We start from the raw sequence: 13,512 nt of genomic DNA, 5'->3' as shown, positions 1-13,512 counted from the left end.
TTAATGCTATCCCAGATTTAATGGTGCAGTTTAGTCACGATGGTACATTTCTAGAGTATAAAGTTGCAAGGAGTAATAACTCTTTTGGGTCTTTTGATCAAGTCTTGGGTAAAAGGGTGTATGATGTATTACCACAAGAGATAGCTCAACTTTATATCCGCAATGTTCACCAAGCTTTGGAAACTCGGGAGATCCAAATCTTTGAACATGAGATGTTTATTAATAGCCAACGCCGCCATTTTGAAGCACGGATTGTGGTCAGTGGAGATAACGAAGTGCTGACCATTGTCCGGGATATTACGGATAACAAGTTGGCTCAGATTGAGTTGCAACAAGCAAAAGAAGCGGCTGAAGAAGCCAACCATGCCAAGAGTGCGTTTATGGCTAGTATGAGCCATGAACTACGGACACCCCTTAACGGTATTCTGGGCTTAAGTCAGTTGCTGTGGGAAGATGCCGAGGAGTTAGGCTATGACGACTTCGTCTCTGACTTAAAGGAGATTTGGAACTCTGGTACACACCTGCTAACACTGATCAGTGATGTTCTAGACATATCAAAGATTGAAGCGGGCAAGATGAACCTGTACTTAGAGAGCTTTGATGTTACCACCCTGATAGTGGAATTGGAAAGCCTTGCTAAGCCACTGATACAGAAGAAGAACAATAGTCTAAAGATCAGCAGTGCTGACTCTCTCGGGGCAATGGTGGCTGACCGGACTAAGCTCAAGCAGGTTCTGTTAAACTTGCTAAGTAATGCTGCCAAATTCACTGATACAGGCACGATTACTTTTAGCATTGTTCGTGAAGGAAGTCACCATAGGAATGGCAAGAACGAACTGATATTGGAGTTACCCCAATCTTATTCGAGGTCCTCAAGTGCTTCCTACACCACAATCGATATTCCTACCTCCGCCAATACCTTAGCCAATCTCAAATCTGATGATTGGTTGATATTCTCGGTAACTGATACTGGCATTGGTATGACTCCAGAACAGCTTAACAAAGTATTTCAACCATTTACCCAGGCAGATAATTCAACCACCAAAAAGTATGGTGGAACGGGTTTAGGTCTTTCCATCAGCCAACGGTTCTGCGAGATGATGGGTTGTAAAATTAGCGTGACAAGCCAGATTGGTGTTGGCTCTACCTTTACCATCCGTTGCCCTGCTGTAGTAAATGACCCCAAATCAGAAACACCTAAGGGCTAAATGGGTAATGGGTAATGGGTTAAGTGAAGGCAAAAGGCAAAAGGCAAAAGGCAAAAGGCAAAAGGCAAAAGGCAAAGTTTTCATATTTGAGCTTTCACATTTCACATTTCATCCTTCATGATTTGGCTCAAATGCTGTCAGTGATACTATCAAAGTTAAATGCCTTGACCCGAACTCCTGGAACTACTATATTACCATAGCGCTGTACTTTGCTTAGGGCATCGACTTCTTTTAACATTTGGGGCAGGCTTTGGTTAAAGCGCAGGTTTTTAATCGGGTAGGCAATCTGACCGTCTTCAATCCAAAATGTGCCGTCACGGGTCATCCCTGTGACTTCTAGGGTTTTGGGATTGACATAGCGCACATACCAAGCACGGCTTACCAAAATACCTCGCTCTGTCTGGGCAATCAGGTCAGCTAGACTTTGGCTAGAACCGGACATGACAATGGGAAACAATAGTCCGCTTGGATCTTTGCCTTTCTGAGCTGCCCAATAGCGGCTATAGTAAAGGATTTGCGGAATACCATCCTTAATCACCTCAGTGTAGCGATTACTCAACCCATCCCTAAAGCAAGTGCCTAATTGGAGTAGGGGATGACCAGGGTCGCGTTGTACCTGCACTATCGGGCTAAACATTGGCTGACCCAAGCGGTTACCAGTGGGGTTACCGGTTTGATCACTATGGGACATAAAGGAACGTCCTTCATCCGCTGCCCGAGCATCCATATTCCAGATTACCCAAGACAGCAATTCCGCAAAGGCAGCACCATCAAATATGACTGGGTAGGTACCTGGATTGACCTTACGGGGGTGACGTGAGGCTAAGGCTCGTTCAATTAGAGCTGTTATTGATGACTTTTCTAAAATCGGTAACTGCTCTATGGCAAAGGCGGTGCTATGACTCCAACTTGAACCATCGTGTATACGGGCTGTCACGCTACAATCTGCCTCTGTACCTTGGTCTAAGGCTCGTAACCCTTGGGAGTTCCCCACAACTCGTAAAAAAGCTTGAGTACTAAGCTTACCCGACCCTTCGACTCCTGCCTTAGCAGTTAAGGAACATACTTCCTTGACTATTTCTCCCCGTGCCAAGGGGGAAAGGTTAGCGGTGGCTTGATCGAAGGCTGGGGTGCGTTGCTCATAATCCTGGGATTCGAGTAGGGGTACCCATTCAGGATCTTCTGGGGCAATGCGAGCCAGTTGTTCTGAACGTTGGATAGTTTGGGCTATTGCCTCTGGGTCTAGTTCTGTTGTGGTAGCAGAGGCACAACGCTTAACGAAATAACTGGTAATGGTAAGTTGGCAGCGTTGGCGGCTGATATTCTGGGTAATTTGATTTTCCGAGAAGCGGCTCAGAAATTCGTCACCAAGGCTGAGACTGACGAATACCCCTTCTGCTTGGGATTGGGCAATGACTGAATCGACTAGGGATAGGGTTTGATCTTTGCGATCGCATATCGGAGCAGCAGCTAGGGTCATTTCCTGTGGGGATGGGCTTGATAAGCAGCTAATTATTCTAGTAAAAAAATATTATCCTGTAGTATACCAAAAATGTCTCAGCGTATAGGAAAAGGGTGAATGAAAACGATACCGCTGCTAGCTGCCACTATCATCAGTTTTGGTTTGACAAGTGTTGGTCAAGCTCAAGGTAAAGAGATTCCTGAGTATAAAGGAACCAAGCAGTTGATGGAAGGTCCATACTCCAATAACCTGGATGCGGCTTCATACTTTCAAGTTGGGGTAAAACTGTACGGACGTCGGGACTTTCCTGGGGCAGAGCGTGCTTTTCGTAAAGCCCTTGAGTTTGACCCCTATATGGCGATGGGACGTTATTTGTTGGCGAATACGTATTTGCAGCAGGGTAAGAACCAGCTGGCATTGGAACAATACCAAATTGCTATTGCCCTTGACCCAACCTTGTCACAAGCTTATTACAACTTAGGCATTGCATTTTACAAGGAAGGGGCACCCGATAGTGCGATCGCTGCTTATCGACAAGCGTTGTCTTTCAACCCTGAATCAGCAGATATTTACTATAACTTAGGGTTAGCCCTGGAATCTCAGGGTGATCAAGAACAGGCGATCGAACACTACCAAGCCACCATTCGCCTAGACCCAGATTATGGCAAAGCTTACTATAACATGGGACTGATTTTAGTCGAGCAAGACCAGATTGGACCAGCAACTACTGCACTCAGACAAGCAGTTCGCACTCAACCTAAATTGCAGAAAGCACACTACCAGTTGGGACTATTACTGGTGGAGCAAGGGGAAAAGTCAGCCGCAGAGGAATCCTTTAGGGAAGCAGTTAAGGTTGACCCGAACTTGGCCCCGGCTCAGTATCAATTAGCGGTAATTTTGTTTGAGAAAGGGGAGTTGGCGGAAGCGATTACTCGGTTTCGCTTGGTGACGGAACTGGAACCGGAAAATGTGGATGCTTACCGACAGCTAGGGGCAGCACTGACAGCCAATGGTGAGTACGCCGAAGCAGTAACTACACTCAAATTAGCTGTGCAACTGGATCCTTACCACGCCTTGACCCACTACAACCTTGGTGTTGCTCTACAACAGCAAGAACAGTATGAGGAAGCCATGGCTGAATATCAGCAAGCTCTTAGCCTGTCTCCGGCATTAGCAGAAGGTCATTACAACTTGGGTGTAGTCTTAGAAAAGTCTCAACAACGAGAGGAAGCTCTCTCTTCTTTGGTCAAAGCTAGAGAGTTATTCGCTTTTGCTGGTAATGAGGAGAAGGTGACAGAGGTTGATGAGTACATCATGCAACTAGAACCAGAAGCTTCTTTGGTTAATACTCAAGAAACTCCTGAGGTAGACTCTCCTGGAATTCCACAGATGAAGTCTCCTGAAACTCTGGAGGTAGAATCCCAAGAAACTCCTAAGCTAGAGTCCACTGACACCGAAGAGATGGAACCGGAAAAGTCTGAACCAGAAAGAGGGATTCCAAAGCTTTAGATCGGTAAGCGGTCAATATCGGCGTTGGAGCCAATGATAACCATAACCATATCTTTGTATAGCGGTTCATTAGGGTCAGGGTTAATCTCAAATTCAGCATCTCCCTTGATAGCCAGGACAGTCAAGCCATAGCGGTTGCGCAATTCCAGTTCCATAATGGTTTTGCCATCAAATTTTTCTGGCACTATGACCTCAACAATACTGTGCTTAGAGTCTAGGTCAAACCATTCCAAAATAGATGGTTTGGTCAGGGAGCGTGCTAAAGCACAACCTGCATCATTCTCAGGAAAAACTACATGATCGGCTCCTACCCGTTTTAAGAGCTTACCATGAACTTCTGAGGAAGCTTTGGCAATGACGTAAGAAACTCCTGCTTCTTTTAAGTTGAGGGTAGTAATAATGCTTTCTTGTAAATAGTTACCGATGGCAATAATTACTGTGTCAAATTCAAAAATTCCAGCTTCTTTCAAGGCTAATGGTTCTTTTGAATCGAGCTGCACAGCATGGGAAGCTATTTTATCGGTTAACACTTGCGAAACTAGTTTTTCATCAATATCAGTACCCAGAACCTCATAGCCAAGTTGGTATAGTGTGGAACAGACAGCTCGACCAAAACGCCCTAATCCAATAACGGCAAACTGTTTATTCTCTTTGGGTAGGTTACGCAAGAATGTTAAAAATGATAGATTCACTTCGGCCTCCTGTGATAACTGATCTAGTAATTTTTTACTTATTACTTGTTTCTTTTTAAGTGTTAATTGACATTGGCAATTAGCCATTACCAAGCCAGCATACCTTTTCCATTGGATTATCCCACAAGTAAGTTTTCTTCTGGATAGTTAACTGAACTGGGACGGGGTTCTCCTAGTAGGGATGCCATGAGCAACAAAACTCCAACCCGGCCAATGTACATTGTTCCAATTAAAACTAGCTTTGCCCAGGTAGAAACGTCTTGGGTAATGCCTGTGGAAAGACCGACAGTAGCAAAGGCTGAGACGACTTCAAATAAAATATTAATAAAATCAAGGGTTGGCTCAGCTAGGGAAATTAAAATTGTTGATATAATTACTGTAGCGAATGATCCGACTAAGACTCCAATGGCTTTTAAAATTAGTTCAGTTGGTACCTGACGCTTATATAGATAAACGTCTTCTTTTCCTTGTAAAATTGCTTTAGTAGAACTAACTAAAACTCTTACTGTTGTAGTCTTGATGCCACCACCTGTTCCCCCTGGGCTGGCTCCAAAAAACATCATGGTAATGGTAATAAATAAACCGGCTGTGGTCATTTTACCAAGATCAATGGTGTTAAAGCCTGCAGTTCTGGTGGTCACTGATTGAAACCAGGCTTTGATAAATTTTTCTGATAGTGTTGAAGAGCCTAGAGTGTTAGAATTATGAAACTCGATGAACAAAAATGCAATTGTTCCCACTATTAACAAAAATATAGTGGTGCTAGTGACTACTTTAAAATTTAGAGAAAATTCCAAATACTGACGCCGTCGGAGCATGCGATCGCGCAACCAAAGATAAAACTCAAAAATTACCTGTTGACCAATGCCACCGCAGATAATTAGAGTTGTGATCACTAGATTGAGGAGAAGAGATGACTGATAACTTGTTAAACTGTCTGGAAACAGACTAAATCCAGCATTATTCCAAGCACTGATGCTATGAAAAATGGCTAACCAGAGTCCTTGGTATAATCCATAATCGGGAACAAACACTAGTAAAAGTAGAAAAATACCTGTGATTTCAAAAATTATTGCTGTGGCAATGATGGAACGAATTAATGCTGCACTGTCTTGTAAACCTTGTCTATCTAAGGCTTGTTGAATGGCGATTTTCTGCTTCAATTTGAACTTGCGCCCCAGTAGTAAAATCAGAAATGTGGTGGTGGTCATATAGCCCAAACCGCCAATTTGGAATAGGGCAAGCACAATCAACTGTCCCCAAAAGGAAAAATAGGAGCCAGTATCGACAACCACTAGACCAGTAACACAAACAGCAGAGGTTGAGGTGAATAGTGCCACCATGGGGTTAGTCCATGTGCCATCACTAGCAGCAAATGGCATCATTAGCAAAAGAGTTCCGATGGCAATTACGGAAAGGAATCCAAGGCAAATGGTTCGGGGAATAGTCATGTCTCATTTGTTATGTGTCTTTGTAATTTGTCTTTGTCATTGTTTATTTGTGATTTGCCATCTGTCAAGACCCTTTTCCCTTAGTAGCGGCTCACCCCGTGCCGCCGTCGAATTGGGTATGGTTTATGGAAGTCATAACCGCTATAGTTGGTGATACGGAACGATGCTACTGGACATAATATGACATTGAGTCTTGAAAAATTGAGTCTTGAAAAACAGATTCAGGAATTTTATGATGCCTCTTCTGGCTTGTGGGAAGCCGTTTGGGGTGAACATATGCACCATGGCTATTATGGCTGGGCGGGCACTGAGAAGAAAAACCGACATCAAGCACAAATTGACTTGATTGACGAATTGCTCTGTTGGGCTGAAGTGGAGCAAGCTAGTACTATCCTGGATGTCGGTTGTGGGATTGGTGGGAGTTCACTTTATTTAGCGCAACAGTTTGAAGCAAATGTTACTGGCATTACCTTAAGTCCAGTTCAAGCATCACGAGGAACTCAACGAGCACAAGAGGCTGGGTTGGCGACACGGGTTCAGTTTCAGGTTGCTAATGCTTTGGATATGCCTTTTGCTGATGAAACCTTTGATTTTGTCTGGTCGATGGAGAGTGGAGAACATATGCCGGACAAGCAACAGTTTCTTCAGGAATGTTATCGGGTGCTTAAACCTGGGGGAAGGTTTTTAATGGCAACTTGGTGTCATCGTCCCATAACGTTGGCGACGGGACAATTGACAACAGATGAACAGCAGCATTTGGCTGAGATTTATCGGGTTTATTGTTTGCCTTATGTGATTTCTTTGCAGGAGTATGAGGAAATTGCTGGCAATTTGAATTTCCAAACTATTCGCACGGCGGATTGGTCTGATGCGGTTGAACCCTTTTGGGATATTGTGATTGATTCTGCTTTTGAGCCGAAAGCGATTTTAGGGTTGCTTAAAAGTAATTGGAAAATTCTGGAAGCGGCACTGTCGATGGGGTTGATGAGTCGAGGGTATCGCCGGGGGTTGATTCGTTATGGGTTGTTGTCTGGAACCAAGTGAAGAGACCAAGTCAAAATTGTAGACCATATCAACTATAGCAATCCGGTCTGATTCGTGAAATATAGTGGCCGAAGCGTTTGGCCAAAGGCCTCAGCTTAAGCTAAAAGCGATTCGGCGCAGCCGAATCGCTATAACCTTTGCCCAGCAACGATTTCCGATTTTGCTGATTCAAAAAATGATTGAGGATTGCTATAGGTACTATCAGAGCAACCTAAAACCCATGAGGGGGCTTTAGTTTTACTCCAAATTTTTTGCATAAGTGACATGCTCCTATAGCTAAGTGTATTTTGTCGCTTTAAATATTAATTAGGAGTAGGTCATGAACCACTTTACTATAGTCATGGAGTTTTTGCGCGATCGCAAAAGATTCCTGAAAGAGGTTGACCAAGGGATTAAGATTGATATCAAGATTATCTCTTTATTAATTGCTAGCTCGGCATTTTTTGGGATTTATGGTGCAATTATCGGCTCGTTTAGCGGCCCCCTCCAGATTATCTCTTCAGCTATCAAACTTCCGGCTCTATACCTATTAACGTTGTTAATTTGTTTACCGACTTTATATTTGTATGAGATTAGCTTAGGTTGTAAACGTAATTTTGGGCAATACCTAGTTTTGCTTTTGGCGGCGACATCTGTGATTAGTGTGATGCTATTTGGCTTTGCTCCTATCACTTTCTTTTTCCGTCTTTCAATTCATGATTATAAATTTTTTCAGCTCTTAAATCTAGTCATACTTGGCATCACTGGGTTAATTGGTATCAATGTGTTTTACCAATGTATGCGATTTATCACTGAGCAAGAAGCTGAAAACAAAAAATATCGCATTAGGCTTCTTAAAGCTTGGTTAGTGCTTTATGGATTTGTTGGTAGTCAATTGGGATGGACTCTCAGACCATTCTTCGGAGATCCTGGGCAAGGTTTTGCCGTATTTCGCGACTTAGAGAGTAATTTTTATATGCATGTATTGGAGTTAATTGGTAGAATCTTGGGTTGGGTTTAAGGCTTACTATTGATTTGTTGATTTGTTATGGGTTGTTGTATGGGAGCAAGTGAGGATTGTAACGGAAATCATTTGCTGATCCCTTGAGTTATCAAAATCAGTTGTTTATGACCTAAATCTAATGATTGCCATGGGATCATCCCATGATAATTAGGAATTTATTTGGCGGACAGGATATCAAATCCCTTGAAGTAAGTATATAACAGTGAGCTAGTTGCCAATGGCAATTTGGCATGGGAAATGGTAAATCCATCGATTATTGTGGTAACCACTAGTTCTAGTAAAGATTAGTGCTATATTACTAGATTTTATCCTAGGTGGCTGAATGTGTGAGGTGGCTGTATCTTGTAGCTTTAAATTTTAATTAGGAGTAGGTCATGAACCACTTTACTATAGTGATGGAGTTTTTGCGCGATCGCCAAAGATTCCTGAAAGAGGTTGACAAAGGAATTAGGATTGATATCAAGATTATCTCTTTATTAATTGCCAGCTCGGCCTTTTTTGGAATTTATGGTGCAATTATCGGCTCCTTTAGTAGCCCCCTCCAGATTATCTCTTCAGCTATCAAACTCCCGGCGCTATACCTATTAACGTTGTTAATTTGTTTACCGACTTTATATTTTTATGAGATTAGCTCAGGCTCTAAACGTAGTTTTGGGCAGTACCTAGCTTTGCTTTTGGCGGCGACATCTGTGATTAGTGTGATGCTATTTGGCTTTGCTCCTATCACTCTCTTTTTCCGTCTCTCAATTAATGATTATCATTTTTTTATGCTCTTAAATATAGTCATCTTTGGCATCACTGGCTTAATTGGGGTCAATGTGTTTTACCAATGCATGGGATTTATCACTGAGCAAGAAACTGAAGAAAAAAAATATCCCACTAGGATTCTTAAACCTTGGTTAGTGCTTTATGCATTTGTTGGTAGCCAATTGGGATGGACCCTCAGACCATTTTTTGGAACTCCTGGGGAACCTTTTGCCCTATTTCGTGAGCTAGAGAGTAATTTTTATATGCAACTGTTGAAGTTAATTGGTAAAATCCTGGGTTGGAGTTAAGGCTTACTATTGATTTTATCTTTTGAAGCCATACTTTTGGCAGGTATAGCGCTGCCCGCAGCGCTATTTATTCTATCGATAACGGATGGGATTGCTTGGGTGGGAGTAAGAGCAGTTGATTTATTCGCGGTGTGGTTTTAACTACTGGTGGGTGATGGGAATTGGTGCAAGATATCAGAAAATGGTTAACAGGAGCGAGATGATATGTCATCAAATTTAGGGAATTTACAGATTACGTCAGAGGATATCAGAAACCTGGTAGATCTTAATTTTGCTAAGCTTGTGGCTATTGATTTTTGTCGGGGGTTTATCTTTAAGAAGCCTAAGCATATGTTATCGGTTCTGTTAACTGAGATATTTATATTGGGTCTGAGTTTAATTTTCTTTTTGCCTCCAATCCTGATTTTTATGAAAAATTCAGGCAATTTGCCTGAAGACCAGGCTGGGATAACTGGGCTATTTACTATACTGGTGGGATTGTTTGTGTCAGGGATAGTGATTGGTAATGTATATCTTTATAAACAAGGAAAGCGAATTAAGTCTTTGGTTAGGTTAATGGATCAGGTTGATAACTATAATGGTGTGATTAAAGCGATTGAGTTAGCGGAACGAATAGAGGCCATTGAGGGTTCAGGTACTGAGTCTAAACAATCTGAAAGCCGGAAAAAAGTTATTGAATCTCTAGCTATTACTAAACAAAGTTTAGTGAATGCTTTACAAGTGGAAAATTTAATCAGAAGTCATAATAATTTAATTGACAGTCGCCAGGTATTTTTGAGCAATCTTGATGATAATTTGAATACTTTGATGGCTTTTGAACTGAGTGACGAAACTGGTGAATATGGTCGCTTACTTAATCAGTCTATTCAGATTGGGATGAGTGTACATAAGGAGGTAATAAATTTACAAGGTAAGCGGTAGTTAGTTGTTCGCGTAGCGTGGCATTTTGGCCAAGGTTGTCGGTCAGAATGCAGAATTAAGAATGCAGAATGCAGAATGCAGAATGCAGAATGTATAATTCTTAATTCTTAATTCTTAATTCTTAATTCTTAATTCAAAAATAAGTAAGCTGATACCTAATGGTGATTAGATAACCATTTTTCTTTGATGCGTTGGATTTGTGCTTGAAACGGGGCTGCTTTTTCGGGATTGACCATGGCGATGAAGTTGGCGTAGCCTTGAATGGCTGCGATTACATTACTGGAGTTTCCCCAGTGTTTGCTGTCTGGACCGTCTTTTTCGATTTGATAGAGAGTAGCACGAAAGCGTTTTAATTGTTTTCTGGAAATATTGAGATGGTCGTTAACTACAATTCCTGTTACTTCTTGCTGCTGGGATTTCCGTAGGATTCGGGTCTTTTGTTGATTGATAGTAAACCCTTCGTGAGCTACTACGGAGCTGGTGCGTTTTAGGAGTTTACCGATAAAGCGGAGGCTGTCACCGGAGCCGGATAAGGTGAGATCATCGGCATAGCGGGTGTAAGTAAAGCCTAAGTCTGTGGCTACTGTGGTTAGTCGGTGGTCTAAACGACGGCACAATATGTTGGTAATGGCTGGTGAAGCGGGGGACCCTTGGGGGAGGTGGCGATCGCTTGTGGCTACGTAGTAAGTTTTGCTATCTAGTTCGACTTCTTCAATGTCGGCTTCTGTACAGAGTAATCCAAATACTGTTGCTACTGCTTCTGAATAACCGAATGACCGGAAAAGTCCTTTGACTCGTGGGTAGGAAATGGATGGGAAGAAATTTTTTAGGTCAATGTTGATAATCACATCAGCACCAACATGAGGCTGGGCGTTGGTAACTATGGAGCGATCGCGTCGAAAGCCGTGAGCTGCATTGTCTAGTTCTAGTTTTTCTAGTATGTTGCTGAGAATCCAGTGTTGTGCTTGTTTTAGTTTTGGTTTGGGTGCGGAAATTAACCGCTCTCCACCGGTTTTTTTGGGAATCTTGAAACGAATGTAGTGAGATATGGTGGCGGTTTTGCGATTAAATGCGAGAAACCGTAGCTGTCCTAGGGTAATCCCCATGGCTTGAGCAATGTCTTGGGCTGTGCTCAACAGGGGTAATTTATAGGTTTCTAATCGTATGCGATCGCTTTCGGTATGGTTTAGACCTGGGGATACTTCCTCACCGAGATATAGTATTTCCTGTTCCTGGCGTATAGCCCACGCTTGGGCACGTTCGAGCCGTTGTTGTTCCCGTCTTTCTTTGGTTTCCTGACGCTTAAGCCTAGACTGGGCTAACCGTTCTTTTAACAACCGCTTACGGACTGCTTGTTCATTTTGTAGTTTCTGACTTTCTTGGCGCAGTTGGGCTAGTTCTCGCTGGAGTTCTCCCCGCCGTCTAATTTCATCAGCTGGATCTTCTGGCATCTCACCTTCTGCTGGCCAAAATCCGTAGCGAATCATTTCTTCGAGGACGAATTCTTCTTTTCCAATTTGGCGGATGCGATCGTAGAGTTCCTGACGGGTACGGGGTTGGTCTGACATGGGAACTATTTTTTAGTTTTTAAGGTTGGTTGTTCGGGTAGCGTGGCCAAAAGGCCAAAAGGCCAAGGTTGTTTGTTATGGCGCTATGCCGAGGGAATAGGGAACAGCGGATCACCGGAACAAAGAAGAGGCAAGAGATAAAAAATCATGTTTACCTCATTAGGCTAGAAAGCGCTATACATTTTTTACTATTGTCTTGATGAAGTCGCTGATGGGGGAAATTCCCTTTGGTGGCACCGGTACAGGCAGTTATGGGTGAGTGTCAACTTCGCTTTTTCAATTTTAGCTGCTGGCACAAGACTGTTCCAAGCTGGTACACAGAGCGGTAAGGGTCAACCCTTTGTATACATCACAGCAAAGTCAGTTTTGACCGAAAATCCTGAGGGCGCAACGCCCCACCGATTCTATCCATGGGGTTAGCCCGAACAGGAATTTATTCCCTGACAGTCCAGGAATTTTTATGCTAAAATATCGACTATATTAACAAATAAAAAACGCATCAAGGAGGTAATTTTGAGTGTTAGTTATGGAGTTCAAAGCTGTTTTAAAAGAGCATCAAAAATTGGCAATAAATGAAGCTATTAGAACAGCTCGCTTTGTCCGTAACAAGGTACTTCGGTACTGGATGGACAATCGCGGGACAGGGAAGAAAGAACTCTACCGGTACAACACTCAGTTAAGGGATGAATTTAAGTTTGTCAAAGATCTCAACAGTCATGCTTGTCAAGCTTCTGTTGAGAACGTAGAGCGTGCTATCAAGCGATTTTTTGACAACTGCAAGAAAAAGGTTCCTGGAAAGAAAGGGTATCCTCGCTTTAAAAAGTATTCTAGGTCAGTCGAATATAAGCAATCTGGATGGAAACTGTCCCCAGATAAGAAGTCGATAAAGTTTACCGATAAAAAAGGAATCGGACAGGTCAAGCTCAAAGGTACCTGGGACTTGTGGCGTTTCGAACAAAAGCTAATAAAACGGATTCGTATAGTCAAAAAAGCTGATGGATACTACGTCCAGTTTTGCGTCAAAGTAGATGACTCAGAACAGTTGGAAGCTACAGGTTTCACCGTTGGTTTAGATGTAGGTCTAAAAGACTTTTACACTGACTCTGATGGATGTTCAGAACCAAATCCCAGGTTTTATAGAAAAGGGGAAAAACGTTTAAAGTTTTATCAACGTAGAGTTTCTCGGAAAAAGAAAGGCTCATCCAATCGCAAAAAAGCGATTAACAGACTAGGTAGACAGCACCTTAAAATAAGTAGGCAGCGTGTTGGCGAAGCCTGCGCGCAGCGCATAGAACATGCCAAGAGACTGGCGCGTTGCGTAATCCGGTCTAACGACCTGGTGGCCTACGAAGATTTAAGGGTTAAGAACTTGGTCAAAAACCACTGTCTCGCCAAGTCTATTAATGATGCAGGTTGGTATCAGTTCCGAGAATGGCTAGAGTATTTTGGTCAAAAGTTTGGCAGAATAACTGTTGCAGTTAACCCTGCCTATACAAGCCAAAATTGCTCTAGTTGCGGCGAAGTAGTCAAGAAGTCATTGTCAACTAGAAACCATGTCGGAAAATGTGGGTGCCGGTTAGACCGCGACCGTAATGCCGC

General features: G+C 42.7%; 12 protein-coding genes. 8 read left to right on the top strand and 4 right to left on the bottom strand.

The features are described 5' to 3' along the window. Window positions 1-1,208 (top strand): PAS domain-containing sensor histidine kinase (locus tag F6K52_RS21235; RefSeq protein WP_293082214.1); only part of this gene is annotated, 1,208 nt, incomplete at its 5' end. A 127-nt stretch (window positions 1,209-1,335) separates the two neighbouring features. Here F6K52_RS21235 and F6K52_RS21230 read toward each other — a convergent pair. After that, entirely contained in the window at window positions 1,336-2,688 is a 1,353-nt protein-coding gene (locus F6K52_RS21230; RefSeq protein ID WP_293082209.1) for a TldD/PmbA family protein, read from the bottom strand. Between the two features lie 99 nt (window positions 2,689-2,787). On the opposite strand from F6K52_RS21230, the gene F6K52_RS21225 reads away from it, so the two are divergent. Beyond that, window positions 2,788-4,179 (top strand): tetratricopeptide repeat protein, encoded by a 1,392-nt coding sequence (locus F6K52_RS21225; protein ID WP_293082203.1) that lies wholly within the window; start codon window positions 2,788-2,790, stop codon window positions 4,177-4,179. On the opposite strand, the gene F6K52_RS21220 is transcribed toward F6K52_RS21225, so the two are convergent. After that, window positions 4,176-4,871, bottom strand: coding sequence for a TrkA family potassium uptake protein (locus F6K52_RS21220; RefSeq protein ID WP_293082200.1), 696 nt, complete (start codon window positions 4,869-4,871; stop codon window positions 4,176-4,178). The two genes, F6K52_RS21225 and F6K52_RS21220, sit on opposite strands and share 4 nt — an antisense overlap. 116 nt (window positions 4,872-4,987) lie before the next feature. After that, window positions 4,988-6,322, bottom strand: coding sequence for a TrkH family potassium uptake protein (locus F6K52_RS21215; RefSeq protein WP_293082195.1), 1,335 nt, complete (start codon window positions 6,320-6,322; stop codon window positions 4,988-4,990). 180 nt (window positions 6,323-6,502) lie between these two features. On the opposite strand from F6K52_RS21215, the gene F6K52_RS21210 reads away from it, so the two are divergent. The 4 genes from F6K52_RS21210 (at window position 6,503) to F6K52_RS21195 (ending at window position 10,345) form a co-directional block, all read left to right on the top strand. After that, window positions 6,503-7,366, top strand: a complete 864-nt coding sequence (locus F6K52_RS21210; protein ID WP_293082189.1) for a methyltransferase domain-containing protein — start codon at window positions 6,503-6,505, stop codon at window positions 7,364-7,366. Window positions 7,367-7,685: 319 nt separating this feature from the next. After that, complete coding sequence (locus F6K52_RS21205) at window positions 7,686-8,366, top strand: actin-binding WH2 domain-containing protein (protein ID WP_293082186.1); 681 nt, start codon at window positions 7,686-7,688, stop codon at window positions 8,364-8,366. A 377-nt stretch (window positions 8,367-8,743) separates the two neighbouring features. After that, window positions 8,744-9,424 (top strand): actin-binding WH2 domain-containing protein, encoded by a 681-nt coding sequence (locus F6K52_RS21200; RefSeq protein ID WP_293082181.1) that lies wholly within the window; start codon window positions 8,744-8,746, stop codon window positions 9,422-9,424. Window positions 9,425-9,628: 204 nt separating this feature from the next. Next, window positions 9,629-10,345 (top strand): hypothetical protein, encoded by a 717-nt coding sequence (locus F6K52_RS21195; RefSeq protein WP_293082174.1) that lies wholly within the window; start codon window positions 9,629-9,631, stop codon window positions 10,343-10,345. 155 nt (window positions 10,346-10,500) lie between these two features. On the opposite strand, the gene F6K52_RS21190 is transcribed toward F6K52_RS21195, so the two are convergent. Then, entirely contained in the window at window positions 10,501-11,913 is a 1,413-nt protein-coding gene (locus F6K52_RS21190) for a reverse transcriptase domain-containing protein (protein WP_293082166.1), read from the bottom strand. A 255-nt stretch (window positions 11,914-12,168) separates the two neighbouring features. On the opposite strand from F6K52_RS21190, the gene F6K52_RS21185 reads away from it, so the two are divergent. Together F6K52_RS21185 and F6K52_RS21180 are read left to right on the top strand one after the other, a co-directional pair. Then, window positions 12,169-12,333 carry a hypothetical protein gene (locus F6K52_RS21185; RefSeq protein WP_293082163.1) on the top strand — a complete coding sequence of 55 codons (165 nt, stop codon included), beginning with the start codon at window positions 12,169-12,171 and terminating at the stop codon, window positions 12,331-12,333. A 97-nt stretch (window positions 12,334-12,430) separates the two neighbouring features. Continuing rightward, a partial coding sequence (locus tag F6K52_RS21180) for a transposase (RefSeq protein ID WP_293082158.1) occupies window positions 12,431-13,512 on the top strand: 1,082 nt, incomplete at its 3' end.

The sequence above is a fragment of the Moorena sp. SIO3H5 genome (genome assembly GCF_010692395.1).
Taxonomy (GTDB): domain Bacteria; phylum Cyanobacteriota; class Cyanobacteriia; order Cyanobacteriales; family Coleofasciculaceae; genus Moorena.
Note: the sequence above shows the minus strand (reverse complement) of the source record. Positions and strands in the feature narration are given on the sequence as shown.

Excerpts from the sequence above, each read along its gene's own strand:
- F6K52_RS21230 (WP_293082209.1), bottom strand. The coding sequence starts at position 2,688 with ATGACCCTAGCTGCTGCTCCGATATGCGATCGCAAAGATCAAACCCTA.
- F6K52_RS21225 (WP_293082203.1), top strand. The coding sequence starts at position 2,788 with ATGAAAACGATACCGCTGCTAGCTGCCACTATCATCAGTTTTGGTTTG.
- F6K52_RS21215 (WP_293082195.1), bottom strand. The coding sequence starts at position 6,322 with ATGACTATTCCCCGAACCATTTGCCTTGGATTCCTTTCCGTAATTGCC.
- F6K52_RS21210 (WP_293082189.1), top strand. The coding sequence starts at position 6,503 with ATGACATTGAGTCTTGAAAAATTGAGTCTTGAAAAACAGATTCAGGAA.
- F6K52_RS21205 (WP_293082186.1), top strand. The coding sequence starts at position 7,686 with ATGAACCACTTTACTATAGTCATGGAGTTTTTGCGCGATCGCAAAAGA.
- F6K52_RS21200 (WP_293082181.1), top strand. The coding sequence starts at position 8,744 with ATGAACCACTTTACTATAGTGATGGAGTTTTTGCGCGATCGCCAAAGA.
- F6K52_RS21195 (WP_293082174.1), top strand. The coding sequence starts at position 9,629 with ATGTCATCAAATTTAGGGAATTTACAGATTACGTCAGAGGATATCAGA.
- F6K52_RS21190 (WP_293082166.1), bottom strand. The coding sequence starts at position 11,913 with ATGTCAGACCAACCCCGTACCCGTCAGGAACTCTACGATCGCATCCGC.